Source organism: Shewanella zhangzhouensis, assembly GCF_019457615.1.
Classification (GTDB): Bacteria; Pseudomonadota; Gammaproteobacteria; order Enterobacterales; family Shewanellaceae; genus Shewanella; species Shewanella zhangzhouensis.
In genome coordinates this window covers 3,645,433-3,661,621 of sequence record NZ_CP080414.1, presented here as the reverse complement: position 1 = coordinate 3,661,621, position 16,189 = coordinate 3,645,433, and the positions used below count along the sequence as shown (strand labels likewise).

The window sequence follows — 16,189 nt, the reverse complement described above, 5'->3', positions numbered from 1 at the left end:
CGCTGTCATTATTCGCGGTACAGCGTTGCCTTCATTTCGGGCCCAGCGCAGTCAGGAGTGCGAGGCGCTCTGTCTCATCGAGCGCTCTCATCTGTCCTTCACCAAGCTCGCCCAGTGTCAGGGTTTGAATAGACTCCCGCAGTAAATCCACCACAAGGTAGCCCCGTGCCTTCCACAGGCGCCGGATTTGGCGCTTCTTGCCTTCGGTGAGCCACATCCTCACGCTTAAAGCATCCTGGGGTTCAATCCGGCAGGGGCGGGTAGGGCCTTCACCGTAATCAAAACCCGCCGCAATGGCCGCAATGTCATCGGAGCCTGGCGCTTTATTCAGGGTAACCAGATAGCCTTTTTGATGGTGAAAGTCAGGGTGCATCAGGCGCTGTGTCAGCTCGCCGTCATTGGTCAGCAGCAGGAGGCCACGGGAGTCTTTATCCAGTCGCCCGGCAGGGAACAGTCGCAAACCGGCGGGTAGCAGATGAATCAGGCTGTGGGGATCTTCCGCGCGCAGGCGACAGTCGATGCCAACGGGTTTGTGGTAAAGGAAGTACGCCTTGGCCTGAGCGGGACACAGGGGCTCGCCATCGAGGGTCACCAGGCTTGCGCCAAGTACCCTGTCGCTGTGGGAGGCTTGTTGCCCATCAATACAGACCCTGCCGGCTTCAATCAGGCGCGATGCGCCGCGCCGTGAGGCCACGCCTGCCTCGGCGAGGTATTTACACAGGCGAGTGCCTTTGGTTAAGGCGCTGTCACTCAAGGTTTGAGGCGGCGCTCTTCCAGCGCCTGATGGATAAGGGAGCGTGCCATCAGCGCCAGGCCGACACCGGCCAGCATGGTGGCTGAAGTGTGTATCCACATGGTCATGGCCAACGGACAGAATTGTTCCAGCGGACCGCAGGGCAGGTAATCCAGGGTGTCAGGGTCAATCTGAGCCAGTAAACCAATGCTCGAGGCCAGTCCAACCAGAGCCACAAAGAACATGGGTAGGCTGCACAGTTCCTGATTATTGCGGCGGGTAAATATCAGCAGCACAAACATGGCCAGACTGGAATTCACAAATACCAGCGCCGCCAGTCGGTGGGAGTCGGGGTCGTTATAGGGATAAATGCCCAGCAGCATGATGCCAAGGCCGGTGCAGCCACCGATGATGGCAATATAGCGGCTGAAATTGTTATAGCGCATGCTGAAGAGGCCCAGCATGGCAATCATAAAACTGGCACCGGCAAACAGCAGACAGATGTTGTAGACGTAAGCCAGAGGGGAGCTCAGGTAGTCCCCCAGACGATCGATTCGCAGATTGATTACCTGCCACCCAAGGGTTCCCAGCACAGACATAATGGAGACGGCCGCACCGAAGGCGCAAATCATCACCCCGCCAATGGACATATGAAACACCAGTCGGTGGGGATCAAATTGTCCATAGTCGTTTCTGTCTTTGGTTGTCATAGGTTTTCCCGGGTGGCAGTCTCCGGTTCCTCAGTGACGTTTTCTGAACGTCACAATCAGAACGGCTACCAGCGCCAATATCATGCAGTACCAAGCATAGGATACTGCCTCCAGGGGGGTAATGGCAAAGGTTGCTCCAATCAAAAGTGCCTGGGCGCCGTACGGTATAAGTCCTTGAACAATACAGGAAAAAATATCGAGCACGCTGGCACTGCGCTTGGCGCTGACGCCATGCTTCTGGGCGAGATCCCGGGCGATATCACCGCTTATCACAATGGATACTGTGTTGTTGGCCACGCAGGCATTGGTCAGGGACACTATGCCTGCCATACCCAATTCGGCGGCGCGGCAGGAAGCTTCGCCCTTCGCCTTGGAGAAACGGGCAATCAGTCCTTCGATAAAGCGGCTGACAAAGGCAAGGCCACCCTGCTGCTGCATCAGCGCAGCCAGGCCACCCACCAACATCGACAGGATAAAGATTTCCTGCATGTTGCCAAAACCGGCGTAAATATCTTTGCTGAAGCTGACCCAGCTGTAGTCGGTGGTGAACATGCCCACCAAACCGGCCAGCAGAATGCCAATACCCAGCACCACAAACACGTTCAGCCCGGCAACCGCCAAAAACAGGATGCACAGATAAGGCAGCACCTTGACGATGTCCACCGACTGAGGCGCCACATTGGCTTCGCCCTGACCGGCCAGGGTAAAGGCCAGCAGGGTGATGAGTGACGCAGGCAGCGCAAAAATCAGGTTCTCACGGAACTTGTCTTTCATGTTGCAGCCCTGGGTGCGGGTAGCGGCAATGGTGGTGTCGGAAATGATAGACAGGTTGTCACCGAAGAGGGCGCCGGAAATGATGGCACCGGCCATCAGTGGCAGCGAAATATCGGCTTCCTGGGAAACACCCAGAGCAATGGGCGCGACCGCAGCTATGGTGCCCATGGAGGTGCCCATGGCGGTGGCAATAAAGGCTGCAATCACGAAAAAGCCCGGCAGCAGCAAATCAGAGGGAATGAGTGACAGGCCGAGGGATACTGTGGCATCCACGCCACCTGTGGCCTTGGCCACCGAGGCGAAGGCGCCAGCCAGCAAGTAAATCAAGCACATGGCAATGATGTTGCTGTGGCCAATACCGCCGATAAAGGTGTCTATGGCCTGATTCAGCTTCTGCTTTGACAGCAGCAACGCCAGCACTATGGCGGGCAGAATGGCCACAACACTGGGCAACTGATAGAAGGCAAAGTCCACGCCCTGACTGGTGAAGTACACACCGGCGCCAATGAAGAGCGCCAAAAACAGAAACAGTGGCAGCAGGGCAACGAATGAAGCAGCACTTGCATTGCCCTGAGTGTCTGGGGATTGATTCAAGGTTATCTCTCTTTATCGGGGGCGAAACGGCGGGTTCTTCCTGCATCACCGCGATTTCGCTGAATATTTGTGTCGTTACGGCTTCATCTCCCGACAACTTAGGCGAAAGAATATGAGATAGCCAGCCATCTGTCAATTTAGACGTCTAGATGGTTTTACTTCTATTTATAAATTGTAACGCGGCGGTTAAAGGGGGAGATGAATGGGGCACAGAATGCCAAAGTCTGGCTCAATCCTGGCCAATAGGCGCTGGGCAAGACGGGGTTATCCGGAACAGAGGCAATAAAAAGCCCCGCATGGGCGGGGCTCTGTTCAGTCCGGGCTTTGCTCAGGTTCAGGTTCAGGTTCAGGTTCAGGTTCAGGTTCAGCTTTGGCCGGGACCCGGGCTCAAGGCTTGGCTGGAGCGTCAGCGCCTGAGCTTAATTCGGCGCTGTGAACCAAGTTACACCAGGCGTCTGCGGCCGATGGCGGCCAGGGCCAACATGGCAAGAACCGCCCAACCCAGGCTGCCACCCTTGTCTTCGGCGGCATCTTTTTCGGTGGCCAGATAATTAATCAGGGCGCTGAGTTCTTCCAGGGTACGGATTTCCTGCAGGTTCACCCGATACTTATCGTTTACCACAAAGCTTGGGACCGACTGCACTTCAAAGGCTTGCTGCTGCTCACGCCACAGCGCCAGCTTGGCATCGGTTTCCTTGCTGTCGGCCAGTTTGTCGTAGGCCGCACCGTCGATGCCAAACTTGGCGAACACGGCTTTGATGTCGTCGCGGCTGCTGATTTCAGGCTCGTGGGAATGGCCGGGAGCGCTGTGGTCGTGGTGGCCCTGACCACCCTCGGCGCCCTGAATGGCGGCGAACATGGCATGGGTCAGCTCGCCTTGTTTGTCACTGCCGTGGATAACGGCCAGCGCGCGCATTACTTCGGTGCCAATGTCGCTGTTCATAAAGTCCACGTGCTTGGTGTCAAAGCTGATACCGTCCTTCAGCCCTTGCTTGATGGCCGGCAGGTACATGACTTCCATATTGAAGCAGTTATGGCAGTAGAAAGAGAAAAACTCGGTCACCTTTGGGGACTTGCTGGGGGCCTGGTCAGAGACCTGGACATAGTGTTTGCCTTCGACAAAATCGGCGGCAAAGCCGCAAAATGGCAGGGCGGCCAGGGTGGCTGCCAGCGTCAGACGTTTGTGCATAATGGCTCCGGGTATCAGGCGTTTTAAGTTTCAAACTGGAAAGTTCAGGTAAAACAGTTTGAAAGGAAAGGCTTAATTATCTCTGAATCCCGGGGCAAAAGCCCGTGTGTAACTGTGATCTGTCCTTAACTTCAACGAATTGGCATGGCTTGAGGGTGACTAGGCCGACTCCCGCACCCTGAGCGCCTGCCAGGCCTCACACACTTCCCTGAATCGCGCAGCATCGCCGCCCTGTCTGTCGGGGTGCCATTTCAGCGCCAGTTTGCGCCATTGACGGCGAATGTCTCTGTCACTGGCGCTGGCATCGAGTTCGAATACCCGCAGTGCCTGGGTCAGGTGCATCACCCGGCCATTGATGCCGATGTAGTCCTTGTAGCTGGTCCAGAAAGACTCAAGCATCTCGCGCACCACATTGGTGCTGGTGTCGTAATTGCCCCAGTCGAGGTAATAGCTCTTCAGTCCGGCTTCCTGATGCTGAATAAGGTCGATGTCGCTTGGGATGAGACGCAGAATACGAATATCCATGGCCTGGGTTTGCACCCACTGATTGGGCAGCAGCATGTCCTGCAGTTCAAACAGGGCATTCATCAGTAGAAAATTGCGTTTAAAGAGGTCTTTTTCCGGGGCGGGGTCCAGGTCGTGCATTAATCCCTGGGATTGGAGTTCGCTGGCGAGGTGGTGGACTTTCCATCCCTGAACTGACTTTTGCAGCAAACTCAGCAGGGGCCAGATGAGGGGGTTGTCGCCTTTGTGGGCTGATACTTCGGTTGTATTGTTATCGATTAACGGAACCAGCGGTGGCAGCAGCATAGGCGCGATTCATCCTGAATTGTGACTCAAACCACTATGCCACAGGGTGACGGGATGACAAATGCGAATTAATTATGAACAAAGAAGTTGCCCCGGCAGGACAGGAATATGCCGGGGCGACGGGCATCAGGGCTTGATGTCAGATCTCAGTAAAGATGTCAGCCTGGGGCAGGCGTGACTTGGGCAGCCCCGCGTTGAAATCATCGCCGGAGCGGTAGCCTAGGGCCACAATGACAGAGGCGCACAGGCCTTGCTCTCTGAGGCCAAGCTCCTTATTCAGGGCTGTGGCATCAAAACCCTCAATGGGGCAGGCATCGATTTCCAGTGCCGCCGCGCCCAACAGCAGGGTTCCCAACGCCAGATACACTTGCTTTTCCATCCAGTGCTGAGCGTCTTTGAGTTCGTATCTGTGCATATTGACGAAGAACGAGCGGCCATTGTGTTGATTTTGCATGGCTTCATCGCTGGCGAAACGGCCATCGGCCTTTTCCTGAGCCAAAACTTTGCGCAGGTGATCCTCATCCATCTGGGTCTTGGTACAGAGCACCACCACATGGGAAGCATTGAGGATTTTGGGGGTGTTGAAGGCAAACTGCTCGGTGGACTTGGCAATGGTCGCCTTGCCTTCGGCAGTGGAGGCCAGCACAAAGTGCCATGGCTGCGAGTTGGTGGACGAAGGGGCAAACTGCAACAGGGTTTTGAGTTCGGCAATCTGCTCCGGGCTGATAGTCCGGGATGGGTCAAACGCCTTGCTGGTGTGACGCTTTTGCACAAGCAAACTTAATTCCTGCATGGGATTCTCCGCGAAAAATGCTGGGGGATATGGCTGGCATTCTAATGGCGCACACCGTAAAAACAATCGGCTTTGGCTGACTATAGTTTCAAAAATATTTTGAATATAACCGGATTTTTATCCATGAATGATTTGGGTATATCAGACTTGGCTGATTGCAAATGCACGTATCTTGTCTTTTATTTGCAAGTGCGCTCATCTGTTGGCTAAAATATCTTCAGTGACCGTCAGGAGCGCCCACTATGTCTGCCATAGCCAAACCCACAGCATCCGGGGTCTTATTCAAGGCCTTTACCAATGCCTGTCAGGCGCTGGAACTGACCAATGCCGAAGCCAGCCATATCATAGGGGTCAACCCCAGTACCCTGAGCCGCAATGCTGCCAATGGCTTTAAACCCGAGTCAAAACAAGGGGAGTTGCAGTTGCAGCTGGTGCGTTTGTACCGCTCGCTGTATGCCCTGGCCGGTGGGCAGCAGGACTTTATGCGCCACTGGCTCAACAGTCCCAACCATGCACTTGGGGGCATACCCCGGGAGCTGGTCAAGTCTGTGGTGGGCCTGGTCAGTGTGAATCAATACCTCGATGCCATGCGTGGCAAGGTGTAAATGGACTTACTTTCAATCCCCGAAGTGCCCTATGAGGGCAGCTGCTACCGGTTGGTGGAGTCTCAGGAAGAGGCGGCTACCCTGAGCCTGGTGGATAATTTTGACGAGCAAATGCTGCTGGAAAGCCTGCTGGATGGTGCCAAACCCCCTTACCGGGAGGGCACAGCCCATTTGCACTATCTGCTGAAAACCCCTTTTCGTTATCCGCCCTTAAGGCACGGCTCGCGTTTTGGCACCCGCCTGATGCCAAGCTTTTTTTATGGCAGTGAGTCGGTGCAAACCTGTCTGACCGAAGTGGCCTATTACCGCTTTGTCTTCTTGCAGGACATGGCTGTGCCTTATCAGGGGGTGCTGCACTCGGAGCACATGATGTTCAGGGTATTGCTCAGTGCAAAGCGCTGCGCCGACCTCACCCGAATTGCTGATGATACCCTGCAACGACAGCTGACCCACGGTGAAGATTACCGCTTTACCCAGGCGCTGGGGCAGCAATTGCTTGAGCGTGACTGCCAGCTTATTCGCAGCTATTCGGCCCGTGAACCGGGAGGGGTTAACCTGGCGGTGGCTGATCCGGGTGTGATGGCGTCCGCACCTTTGGATCAGAGCTACTGGATTTGTCAGCTGGAGCCTGCCAGACTCGCTTTTACCGAACGCGGCCGGGGGAATATGCCGCGATACTATGAAGTGGAAGCATTTTTTCGCGAAGGACGCCTGCCGCGTCCCGCCTGAATCCTGGATGGGGGATAAGATGAAGACATCTATGCTGTTACTGCCACTCGTGCTTGGCAGTGCCGTGGCGCAGGCCGAATCAGAGCCATTGGATTGGCGACTCTCTTTCGGTATACATGATTTTCAGGTGGAGAGTTCAGACACCTTTGGTGCCCATGCGGCCATCAGTCTGGATACGGTCACCGATGGCGGCATCAAGCTGCACGCCAACCTCAACACCTACCTTGACCGGGACAAAGACAAGCTCGACCCGGACCATATCCCCATCTGGTTTCAATCCTCTTACTTTGCCAGAGGCAAGCTGTTTACCCTGGGCGAAGACTTAAGACTCGATTGGCAAGCCACCCTCAGCGGTAAAAGGAACACTGTCAGCTCCATCGAAAAACAAATCACCCTGTATCCGTCACTGGTGCTGGACTATCACAGGCCCGCATTTGGCGCCAATCTGGAAGCGGGTATCGGTTATTATTTTCTGGAAATTGACGATGATGTGCCCAAGGAGCGCGGCTACCAGCGGGGTGATTTCGGCAACGATGCCACCGCCTGGATGCTCAGTGGTGGCGGTTATCTGATGCTGGCGCCCGGTTGGACGCTGTCGGCCAGCGCGACCCATTGGTCCGATGGCAGCGAGCGCCTGGAAACCCGCTACGGCGCATCGCTCAGTGTTGATACCCATAGTTTGCTGGCGAACTCGGTCATGACCCTGTCTTTCGAGCAAAACCAGTACAACCTGGATCACTACGATCTGCTCCCCAAACAAGACGACCGGTATTTGCCGATTCTCCCCTGGGATACAGACAGCTTGTTCAGACTATATCTGACCCTGCCCTGGTGAGTTAGAGAGTCGCTCCCGTACCAGAGCTATCATGGCCTCTGCCGCAAACGACAGAGGCTGACCTCTGCGCCAAAAGATCGACAGCTCCCAGTGCAGATCGGCTTCTTTCAGTGGCACGGCAATCACGCCTGCCACCGCGTGGCGCTCGGCGATATAGCTTGGCAATATCATGGCACCCGTACCGGCGGCCACCAGAGCAATACCAAAATCAGGATGGCTTACCCGGGTGACATTGGCGGGGATAAAGCCCGCCCGCTCACAGGCCTCAAACACCAGCTGATGCAGGGCATATTCCCGCTCAAACAAAATCTGCGCCGTGTCTGCCAGCTCCTGCAATCTCAGCTCCTGGCGGTGCGCCAGCCTGTGCTGTTTGGGCAATACCACCACCATGGGGTCTTTGCGAATGCGCAGCCCTTCAAATTCGCTGTCCAGCGCCGTGATGCCGGTGGCCAGCTCAATTTCGCCTTTGCGCAGCGCATTGGTTTGCTCAATGCCGCCACGCACAAGCAGCTGCATATCAATCTTGGGATAGAGGCTGCGAAAGCGGGCGATGACAGGGGCGAACAGCTCGGCGCTGCCAAGGGGCGCCAGCCCAAACTTAAGCCGACCGCCCCTGAGGCTTCGCATGGCTTCAAGCTCGGCCAGCATGTCATCACGGGTGGCCAGCAGGGCTAAACCATGGCGATAGACCACTTCACCGGCGGGGGTGAGGCGTAAATGCACCCCGCGCTTGCCCCGCTCGATAAGCTGGAGATCCAGGCTCTCTTCCAGCAGGCGTACCGCCTTTGACAGCGCCGGTTGGGTGAGGTGCACCTTCTCGGAGGCCTTGGCAAAGCCACCGGCATCCACCACCTCCATAAAGTATCTGATGGCCCTGAGATCCAATTGAATATCCTTTGGTAATGATATCTATGCTTAATATTCATTTTTTTTATTCAAATGGCAAACCTACACTAAGCACATTCCATTTTTCACAGCGATAGCCACCATGACCCTCAGTGAAGGCAAAGTCAGACTCAAAACCGGTGCCAAAAGGGCCAGCCTGACCCTGCTGCAGGCGGCGGCTATCTGTTTGCTCGCCTGGCTCGCCCATGCGCTGGTGCTGTATCTTGCGCTGCCGGTGCCCGGCGGCGTGGTGGGGCTCGGTGTATTGCTGGCGCTCTTGTCGCTTAAGTGGGTGCCCGAAAAGGCCCTGCAGGCCGGTGCGGCCTGGCTGCTGGGGGACCTGTTGCTGTTTTTCATTCCGCCGGTGATCTCAGTCATTCAGTATGAAGCCATGATTGAGCAATATGGCGCCCGCATGCTGGGCTTTTTGGTGGCAGGCAGTGTGACCGTGCTGTTGGGCACCGGCTGGGTGGTGGATAAAGCCTTTAAGTTTGAGCGTGGCTTACATCTGGCCCGCGCCGGAGGACGCCTGTAATGAGTCATACCAGTCTGGCGCTGCTGAGTTTAGTGATTACCCTGATGGGCTATTACGGTGCCAAGCGTTTATATAGCCGCTTGGGCTACTGGTGGGCTGCACCTATTCTGCTGGCGCCCTTACTGATTATTGCCGCTGTCTTGCTGCTGGATATCCCGCTGCCCAGCTATTTCGAGTACACCCATTTTCTGGTGCTCCTGCTGGGGCCTGCCACCATCGCTTTTGCGCTGCCCATTTACCGTGAGCGGGCCCTTATCCGCCGCTACCCCATCACCCTCACATTGGGTGTGATGGCCGGCTTGTTGTTGGGGCTGGTGTCGTCCTGGGGGCTGGTGAAACTCTTTGCCCTGCCGCCTGAAATTGGCCACAGCGTATTGGTGCGTTCTGTCTCTACCCCCTTTGCCATGGAAGCCACCACGGCCTTTGGCGGTGTGCCCGAATTAACGGCCATGGTGGTGTTGATGACAGGTGTGGTGGGTATGTTGCTGTGCGGGCCGCTGTTTCGTTTTGGCAGGGTGCGTTCATCCCTTGCCAGAGGTGTTGCCCTTGGGGCATCGGCTCACGGTGCCGGCGCTGCCAAGGCGCGTGAGTACGGTGAGGAAGAGGCCGTGGTTGCCAGCCTCACCATGATTTTCACCGGAATCGCCATGGTACTGGGTGCGCCTGTGTTTGCTCTGTTTCTCGTATAACCCTTTCCCTTTGTTGCGTGTGTTTGCCGGCGTTTCGCCGGCTTTTTTTTATTTTGAAAGCAGGGTTTTGCACAGCTTCACAAAGTCGGAGGAGGTCACTATCCCCTGCACCTTTTGCTCGCCGTCCACCACCGGCAGGCAACCCAGCTTGTTCTCTATAAAGTAGTCAACCACCACGGCCAATGGCTCATCGTCGCTCAGGCGCTGGGCGTCTTTGTCCATCAGCTCACTCACCAGATATTGCCGCTCCTTGCGCTCGAGGGCGCCCTGACCATACTTGTTCAGCAGGCTGACGACAGTCGAAATCATTTTTTTGTGGGTAAGAATGCCCTTGTAGTGGCCATCCTGTTCTCCCACCACCGGCAGGTGGCGCACCCCACGGGATTGCATCAGCAGATGTGCATCCTTGAGGCTGGCACCCTCGCTGATGCAGACAGGGTTGGGGGTCATGATGTCTTTGACTTGCATAGCGTCCTCCATGGGCTCGTTGCCGGTTAATCCACTGCAGATCCGGTCAGCAGGAGTATAGCATCCTGTTTAACTGGTTGTTTTTCAATGTTCTAGTCCGCAAAACTCTACCAAGGGCGTCATGCTTGTGTAATAGTAATGTTGCAAACTAAGACTCATTGGACCTCATACCTCTCATATAACCAAAGGAATAATAATAATGAAACGGTCTTATTCACGTCGTGACTTCCTGGCCATGTCGGCCAAAGGCGTTGGTGCCGCAGTGGTCTCCTATGGCCTGATGGGCTGCTCCAGCAGCGATGATGATGCCCCATCTGTGCCCGTCAGCTTTATGCACGGTGTTGCCAGTGGCGACCCGGCCCATGACGCGGTGATTATCTGGACCCGGGTGACTCCCACAGGCGATGCCGACCTCAGTGTGTCCTGGCAGGTGGCCAAAGATGCCGACTTCAACGAGTTGGTGACAGATGGCAGCACCATGACCAATAAAGACAGGGACTACACAGTAAAGGTGGATGCCATGGGCCTTGCTGCCGGCAGCACCTATTACTTCCGCTTTATGTGCGGCGATAAAACCTCGGCCGTGGGCAAAACCCGCACCCTGCCGGAGGGCGCCGTATCCCAGGTGAAACTGGCGGTAATGAGCTGCGCCAACTTCCCGGCCGGTTACTTTAACGTGTACGAGCTGGCAGCGGCCCAGGGTTCGCTGGATGCCGTGGTGCATCTGGGCGACTACATCTATGAATATCCCCGTGGCGGTTATGCCAGCGAAAACGCGGCCGCTCTAGGCCGAGAAGTCTTGCCAACCCATGAACTTCTGAGCCTGAATGACTACCGAACCCGTTATGCCCAGTACCGCGGCGATGAGAGCCTGCAAAAGCTCCATGCCCTGGTGCCCTTTATCACAGTGTGGGATGACCACGAGGTCTGCAACGATGCCTGGCGCGATGGCGCTGAAAACCACAACGATGGCGAGGGCGACTTTGAGGCCCGTAAACAGGCGGCGCTGCAGGCCTACTTTGAGTGGCTGCCCATCCGCCCATGGCGCGAAGGTAACCACGAAGAAATCTTCAGAAGCTTTGCCTTTGGCGATTTGGTTGACCTGCACATGCTGGACACCCGTTTGCTGGGCCGTGACGAGCAGCTGCAGTTTGAAACCTACCTGGACCCGGCCACCGGCGCCTTCGACGGCACCAGTTTTATGGCCGATGTCACCAGCACCAGCCGAACCATGCTGGGCGCACTGCAGCTGCTGTGGCTGCAAAGCAAGCTACTGGCAAACGAAGCCAAATGGCAGGTACTGGGCCAACAGGTGTTGATGGGCAAGATGCTGCTGCCCGCGGCCATTGCCACCCAGCAGCTGTCTATACCTCAGTTTGCCGAGCTGGCTGGCCTGGCGCAGCTCGCCGCCCGTGCTCAGGCGGGCGACCCTACCCTGACTCAGGAAGAACTGATGTATCTTGCGGCCAACCAGCACAAGCTGACGCCGGAAGTGATAGCCCTGCTGCAACTGCCATCCATTCCCTACAACCTGGATGCCTGGGACGGTTACGCCTACGAGCGTGAAGTGATTCTGGGCACCGCCAAGTCGGTGAATGCCAACCTGGTGGTGCTGGCCGGTGATACCCACAATGCCTGGGCCAACGAACTCAAGGACGTGAATGGCGCCGCCGTTGGCGTGGAGTTTGCGACCAGCTCAGTGTCGTCTCCGGGTCTTGAGTACTACCTGCAATTGCCGGCCGAACAAATTCCGGCCACCGAAGCGGCCGTGGTGGGGCTGGTGGATGATCTCAAGTACGCCAACCTCAAGGACAGGGGCTTTATGGTGCTGACCTTCACCCAAGACGAGGTGCGCAGCGACTGGATTTATGTCTCGTCCATTCTGGAGAAAGACTTTACCGAGGCAAGCGCCCGTGGCTACAGCGCCCGCACACTGGCAGGCAGCCATGTGATTGAGGCTGTGGTGTAATCCGTTTCCCGCTAACAAGGCACAGCGCTAAAAATCCACCCAATTGGGTGGATTTTTTTATGCTCAGTGGAGGAAATTCTCCGGCTTGTTATGCTTGCAGCAGTCACGGGGCAAAAATTTGTGTAAAATGCGCGCCCAAATCATGGCGGATACCGGGTTTGGGCCTCATCCGCGAATTACCAAAAACAGCAATAGGATGATGGGGACGCTTCAATGTCAGACAAACATTACATTACGGCACAGCAGCTGTTGGAAGACTCATTTCGCCTGGCAGCCCAGGTGTATGAAAGCGGCTTTCGTCCGCAGTTTATTGTGGGGATCTGGCGTGGCGGTGCACCCATAGGGATTGCGGTGCAGGAATACTTTGATTTCAAAAAGGTCGATACCGACCATATCGCCGTGCGTACCTCTTCTTATTACGGCATTGGTACCGACAAGCAGAGCAAGGAAATCAAGGTCCACGGCCTGCATTACATCATCGAAAACTGCAACGCCGACGACGGCCTGCTGATTGTGGACGACGTATTCGACTCAGGCCGCAGCATCCATGCCCTGAAAGAAAAACTGTCTCAGTTGATGCGCCTCAACATGCCCCGCGACATCCGCATCGCCTGCCCATACTACAAGCCCAAAAACACCGCCGTGCCCTTAAAGCCGGATTACTACATCCACTCATCTGAAGACTGGCTGGTGTTCCCCCACGAAGTCTCGGGCCTGACACCGGATGAGATTGCTAACGGCAAGAGCGACCTGAAAAACATCGCCGAGCTGTTTATCTAAGCCTGATGCATAAGCTTGTTGCATAAGCCCGTGATGTGAGCCTGCTACTTAAGCCCGCGAACTAAGTTCTGTGCTTTTTCGCGATTTGTAAAAAGCCGTGCTACTGCTAATCAGCAGGCACGGCTTTTTTTTGTGGCTTAAGGCGAATTCAGTTAACGCGCTTGCCCCGGCTGATAAACCTATGCCAAGATGCTGATTTGATGGATCAAAAACACTTCTCAGGGACGCAGTATCTCACTCCAGCCCATGCGGTAGCCATGCTCAAAGGCATTGCCTGGAATCCACTTCACCGCTTGTATCCCCCAATTAGGGTTTATTCCATCAGTAGAAAGGCGCTTCGCTGCCCCTGTCAGTTAGCCGGGCTTTGCCCTTGTGAGTATGCCGCAGTCTGCCATCAGGTACGCTTTGCTGCTCAGTGATGAGTGTTTGCCATTTAAAAATAGGTGCTTGCGAAATCGACGGGGCAGATAACAGGCGAGAAACCGTGCAGGCACGCTTTGCACTGGTAAGTTATCTGGACGATATCAGCTAAGTGATTAAGTCCATTGAACATTCACCAGCACGTTTTTCACTGGTCTGAGGTGATAAACGAGCCAGCACACTATACAAATTTTAGGCATTCAAATACATGACATTACTTGTAGCTTGGACTGGTATCGATTCTAGAAGCCCCGCTTCGGTATATATAGCTACCGATAGTAGAGTTTCTTGGGGCGAGCAGGACTATTTTGATAATGCAAATAAAACCTTTGCGCTACGACAATTTCCAGCAATATTAGGTTATTGTGGAGATTCACTTTCCAGTCAAATGCTCATCTCACAAGCGATAGCAGTGATTGAGGCGATACCTGAATACAAGGGTACGAGTCTTGAAGACTTAGTAGATATATTCATCCGCCTTATTGTAAGAAATTACAAGCAATACCCAGCTAAGCTGTCAACCGGAGCTTTTACCGTTGTAATATGCGGAAAATCGACAGTGAGTTCAGCTGGCGACTTTGAATGCTTTCGTATTGATTCTAATTTTAATAAAACAACTAAAACGAAATTAAATTTTCCTGGTGTGTCAGGCCCCATAGTTGTTGCTGGTAGTGGGAGAAACGAATTTGAAATCCAATATAAAAAGCGCCAAATAATCGAAAATCCTAACAAATCAACCAGTCGTGACGTTTTTCATTCCTTTTATCAAACTATTAGTCAAAGTAAAAATTACACTGTTGGCCCAATTCCACAAATCGTCTCTGTTATTCGCAAGCCTAACACTGGAGGCTCTCATTGTGGGGTTGTTATTGAGGGGCAAAGGTATATCTCAGGGCAATTGATAGATAGAGATATTGCTCCTCTCGGCCTGCAGTGGTTTAATGGTAACTTCGAAATAACTAATCCGCATACGAAACAAAGAGAGCCTGATGCTCAAGTCCAGCCACCGTTTCGTTGCAAATAGAGCAACTCCCTACGCCCTCCCAATCTATGAGGGTGCGAGGTGCTGTCGGCCCAGTCCTCTGCGAGGACTGGGCCTAGTAGGGTCCTTCAATAGCCTAACAAACATGTCAACCGGACAGCTTTTGCTCCGCACTTTTGTGCATTCCGCTCTATTTTTCACAAAACTTCTCCTCAAAAACTATCGGTTACATGGGCGTTATAAATCACAAGGAGAGTTGTATTGAATTCAGAGGTTAAGGCAATTATTCAGAAAGCTGAAGATACCTTTCAGACAGCTAAGTTTGGTTTTGACGACCTCACTGCATGCGGTAGACGTCGTCGGTACTCGGGATTAAGGAATCTTATTGTATTTGGCCGCTCTGTGACTTTTGTTATTCAAAATTTAAAGACACCTGTTGGCTCTGATACCTTTGAACGATGGTATGGCCCCATACAGGAGCAAATGAAGTCTGACGTTGTAATGAAATACTTCGTCACATTGCGCAATGAGATTTTGAAGCAAGGAAAGCTACCCGTTTCAACATCGGCGACAATCAATATCAATCAGGGTGATATGGATAAGTTGGGACCGCCACCACCGGGAGCTTCTAGCTTCTTCATTGGTGACCAGCTTGGTGGTAGTGGCTGGATTGTAGAGTTACCTGATGGTTCAACAGAGAATTATTATGTCGATATTCCAACTAGCATGGCCGATGTACAGCAACACTTTACTGAACTGCCAGTTCCTGAGGATGATGAGCTAAAATCCAAACCCATCGAAGAATTATGTGAATATTACTTAGATAAGCTTGAGCAGATTCTTGATAGTGCCAGAAGTGAATTTCTTGGGGAGCAAGTTGAGAAAGTCGGAAAGATTCGATTGCCACCCTACATGAGGGTTGTAAAGTGATTTATAACAAGTCCAATTAGAAATGCGCACTGCGTGCGCGGGATCTCGCTATGCTCGGCCCCGGTTGGGTGCGTTAGGAAAAAAATAGATATGTGGCCACGATCAGTAAAAGACGAAGTCTTAGTTTTGTGCGGCAGAAGCTGTTGCATATGTCATGGCTTTTGCGGAACGAAAATAGAGCTTCACCATATTGTTGAAGAGTCGAAAGGCGGAAGTTCTGATTTGCATAATTGCATTCCGCTTTGTTTCAATTGTCATGCTGACGTAGGGCATTACAATCCTAAACACCCCAAGGGGACAAAGTATTCAGAATCAGAACTTAGGATGCATAGGGAGCGTTGGTATGACGCAGTGAAATCATTCGCTTTAGAGGCGCAGAGGCTTCAGAAGGAGATGGGAGATGAAGTTGATGAGGTTTACGAGGGACAGGAAATTGAGCTGACAGGTTTTGTTTGGCGAGAGGCATTTCCTGGTCCTCCCAACTATAAATCCTTCGAAAAAGATTCTCTAGAGACATACTGGATGTTGGTGCTTCCCAAACCAATATCATTACTAGCTTCTGGTTTCGTGCATGGTAATACATTTAGAATCGATAATGTCAAAAAGCTACAATTAGTAGTTAGTCCATGTTTTTATGATGATCACAGAAATATTGTGCTTAAAAATGCAAAAGTTAAGGGTAAGTTATTTCAAGCGCATACAGGACATCATCGTGGCGATGCATGTTTTGAGGTTGTAGAACTAAATGCCTAACAATAA

General features: G+C 53.6%; 18 protein-coding genes. 10 read left to right on the top strand and 8 right to left on the bottom strand.

Translation table 11 applies throughout. The features are described 5' to 3' along the window. Window positions 1-31: 31 nt before the first annotated feature. From K0H63_RS16115 to nfsB, 6 genes are all read right to left on the bottom strand, one after another. Window positions 32-754 carry a pseudouridine synthase gene (locus K0H63_RS16115; RefSeq protein WP_220065558.1) on the bottom strand — a complete coding sequence of 241 codons (723 nt, stop codon included), beginning with the start codon at window positions 752-754 and terminating at the stop codon, window positions 32-34. Then, window positions 751-1,443, bottom strand: coding sequence for a hypothetical protein (locus K0H63_RS16110; RefSeq protein WP_220065557.1), 693 nt, complete (start codon window positions 1,441-1,443; stop codon window positions 751-753). Before K0H63_RS16110 ends, K0H63_RS16115 begins: the two co-directional genes overlap by 4 nt. A 30-nt stretch (window positions 1,444-1,473) precedes the next feature. Further along, on the bottom strand, window positions 1,474-2,811 hold the full coding sequence (locus K0H63_RS16105; RefSeq protein ID WP_220065556.1) for a Na+/H+ antiporter NhaC family protein: 1,338 nt from the start codon (window positions 2,809-2,811) through the stop codon (window positions 1,474-1,476). Between the two features lie 442 nt (window positions 2,812-3,253). Beyond that, on the bottom strand, window positions 3,254-4,000 hold the full coding sequence (locus tag K0H63_RS16100; RefSeq protein ID WP_220065555.1) for a thiol:disulfide interchange protein DsbA/DsbL: 747 nt from the start codon (window positions 3,998-4,000) through the stop codon (window positions 3,254-3,256). Window positions 4,001-4,159: 159 nt separating this feature from the next. Continuing rightward, window positions 4,160-4,810 (bottom strand): DNA-J related domain-containing protein, encoded by a 651-nt coding sequence (locus tag K0H63_RS16095; protein ID WP_220065554.1) that lies wholly within the window; start codon window positions 4,808-4,810, stop codon window positions 4,160-4,162. Between the two features lie 139 nt (window positions 4,811-4,949). Continuing rightward, window positions 4,950-5,603, bottom strand: coding sequence for an oxygen-insensitive NAD(P)H nitroreductase (gene nfsB / locus K0H63_RS16090; protein WP_220065553.1), 654 nt, complete (start codon window positions 5,601-5,603; stop codon window positions 4,950-4,952). 242 nt (window positions 5,604-5,845) lie between these two features. Between nfsB and K0H63_RS16085 the strand changes: the two genes are divergently transcribed. The 3 genes from K0H63_RS16085 to K0H63_RS16075 are packed head-to-tail and all read left to right on the top strand — an operon-like array spanning window position 5,846 to window position 7,772. After that, on the top strand, window positions 5,846-6,208 hold the full coding sequence (locus K0H63_RS16085) for an MbcA/ParS/Xre antitoxin family protein (protein ID WP_220065552.1): 363 nt from the start codon (window positions 5,846-5,848) through the stop codon (window positions 6,206-6,208). Then, window positions 6,209-6,937: an RES family NAD+ phosphorylase gene (locus K0H63_RS16080; protein ID WP_220065551.1), complete on the top strand. Its 729-nt coding sequence runs from the start codon at window positions 6,209-6,211 to the stop codon at window positions 6,935-6,937. 19 nt (window positions 6,938-6,956) lie between these two features. After that, on the top strand, window positions 6,957-7,772 hold the full coding sequence (locus K0H63_RS16075; protein ID WP_220065550.1) for a hypothetical protein: 816 nt from the start codon (window positions 6,957-6,959) through the stop codon (window positions 7,770-7,772). Here the strand turns inward: K0H63_RS16075 and K0H63_RS16070 are convergent. Next, on the bottom strand, window positions 7,749-8,657 hold the full coding sequence (locus K0H63_RS16070) for a LysR family transcriptional regulator (protein ID WP_220065549.1): 909 nt from the start codon (window positions 8,655-8,657) through the stop codon (window positions 7,749-7,751). The genes K0H63_RS16075 and K0H63_RS16070 overlap by 24 nt on opposite strands. A 103-nt stretch (window positions 8,658-8,760) precedes the next feature. Here K0H63_RS16070 and K0H63_RS16065 point away from each other — a divergent pair, with 103 nt between their 5' ends. Beyond that, window positions 8,761-9,192 carry a CidA/LrgA family protein gene (locus K0H63_RS16065; RefSeq protein WP_220065548.1) on the top strand — a complete coding sequence of 144 codons (432 nt, stop codon included), beginning with the start codon at window positions 8,761-8,763 and terminating at the stop codon, window positions 9,190-9,192. Next, a complete protein-coding gene (locus tag K0H63_RS16060; RefSeq protein ID WP_203324853.1) occupies window positions 9,192-9,881 on the top strand; it encodes an LrgB family protein in 690 nt (229 codons plus the stop codon). The genes K0H63_RS16065 and K0H63_RS16060 overlap by 1 nt, the downstream gene beginning before the upstream one ends. A gap of 48 nt (window positions 9,882-9,929) precedes the next feature. Here K0H63_RS16060 and K0H63_RS16055 read toward each other — a convergent pair whose 3' ends face one another. Continuing rightward, complete coding sequence (locus K0H63_RS16055; protein WP_220065547.1) at window positions 9,930-10,349, bottom strand: CBS domain-containing protein; 420 nt, start codon at window positions 10,347-10,349, stop codon at window positions 9,930-9,932. A 199-nt stretch (window positions 10,350-10,548) separates the two neighbouring features. Between K0H63_RS16055 and K0H63_RS16050 the strand changes: the two genes are divergently transcribed. From K0H63_RS16050 to K0H63_RS16030, 5 genes are all read left to right on the top strand, one after another. After that, on the top strand, window positions 10,549-12,318 hold the full coding sequence (locus K0H63_RS16050; protein ID WP_220065546.1) for an alkaline phosphatase D family protein: 1,770 nt from the start codon (window positions 10,549-10,551) through the stop codon (window positions 12,316-12,318). Between the two features lie 213 nt (window positions 12,319-12,531). After that, complete coding sequence (locus K0H63_RS16045) at window positions 12,532-13,098, top strand: phosphoribosyltransferase (protein ID WP_011761031.1); 567 nt, start codon at window positions 12,532-12,534, stop codon at window positions 13,096-13,098. 628 nt (window positions 13,099-13,726) lie between these two features. Beyond that, window positions 13,727-14,542, top strand: coding sequence for a hypothetical protein (locus K0H63_RS16040; protein ID WP_220065545.1), 816 nt, complete (start codon window positions 13,727-13,729; stop codon window positions 14,540-14,542). A gap of 219 nt (window positions 14,543-14,761) precedes the next feature. Beyond that, the gene (locus K0H63_RS16035) at window positions 14,762-15,430 is read left to right on the top strand and encodes a hypothetical protein (RefSeq protein WP_220065544.1); all 669 of its coding nucleotides are present in this window, start codon (window positions 14,762-14,764) and stop codon (window positions 15,428-15,430) included. 90 nt (window positions 15,431-15,520) lie between these two features. Then, window positions 15,521-16,183, top strand: a complete 663-nt coding sequence (locus K0H63_RS16030) for a DUF4431 domain-containing protein (protein WP_220065543.1) — start codon at window positions 15,521-15,523, stop codon at window positions 16,181-16,183. The last annotated feature ends 6 nt before the right edge of the window (window positions 16,184-16,189 follow it).

Bases quoted from the DNA above. Each gene is read 5' to 3' on its own strand.
- K0H63_RS16050 (WP_220065546.1), top strand. From the start codon at position 10,549: ATGAAACGGTCTTATTCACGTCGTGACTTCCTGGCCATGTCGGCCAAA.
- K0H63_RS16095 (WP_220065554.1), bottom strand. From the start codon at position 4,810: ATGCTGCTGCCACCGCTGGTTCCGTTAATCGATAACAATACAACCGAA.
- K0H63_RS16080 (WP_220065551.1), top strand. From the start codon at position 6,209: ATGGACTTACTTTCAATCCCCGAAGTGCCCTATGAGGGCAGCTGCTAC.
- K0H63_RS16110 (WP_220065557.1), bottom strand. From the start codon at position 1,443: ATGACAACCAAAGACAGAAACGACTATGGACAATTTGATCCCCACCGA.
- K0H63_RS16060 (WP_203324853.1), top strand. From the start codon at position 9,192: ATGAGTCATACCAGTCTGGCGCTGCTGAGTTTAGTGATTACCCTGATG.
- K0H63_RS16030 (WP_220065543.1), top strand. From the start codon at position 15,521: ATGTGGCCACGATCAGTAAAAGACGAAGTCTTAGTTTTGTGCGGCAGA.
- K0H63_RS16100 (WP_220065555.1), bottom strand. From the start codon at position 4,000: ATGCACAAACGTCTGACGCTGGCAGCCACCCTGGCCGCCCTGCCATTT.
- K0H63_RS16085 (WP_220065552.1), top strand. From the start codon at position 5,846: ATGTCTGCCATAGCCAAACCCACAGCATCCGGGGTCTTATTCAAGGCC.
- K0H63_RS16045 (WP_011761031.1), top strand. From the start codon at position 12,532: ATGTCAGACAAACATTACATTACGGCACAGCAGCTGTTGGAAGACTCA.
- K0H63_RS16065 (WP_220065548.1), top strand. From the start codon at position 8,761: ATGACCCTCAGTGAAGGCAAAGTCAGACTCAAAACCGGTGCCAAAAGG.
- K0H63_RS16055 (WP_220065547.1), bottom strand. From the start codon at position 10,349: ATGCAAGTCAAAGACATCATGACCCCCAACCCTGTCTGCATCAGCGAG.
- K0H63_RS16075 (WP_220065550.1), top strand. From the start codon at position 6,957: ATGAAGACATCTATGCTGTTACTGCCACTCGTGCTTGGCAGTGCCGTG.
- nfsB (WP_220065553.1), bottom strand. From the start codon at position 5,603: ATGCAGGAATTAAGTTTGCTTGTGCAAAAGCGTCACACCAGCAAGGCG.
- K0H63_RS16040 (WP_220065545.1), top strand. From the start codon at position 13,727: ATGACATTACTTGTAGCTTGGACTGGTATCGATTCTAGAAGCCCCGCT.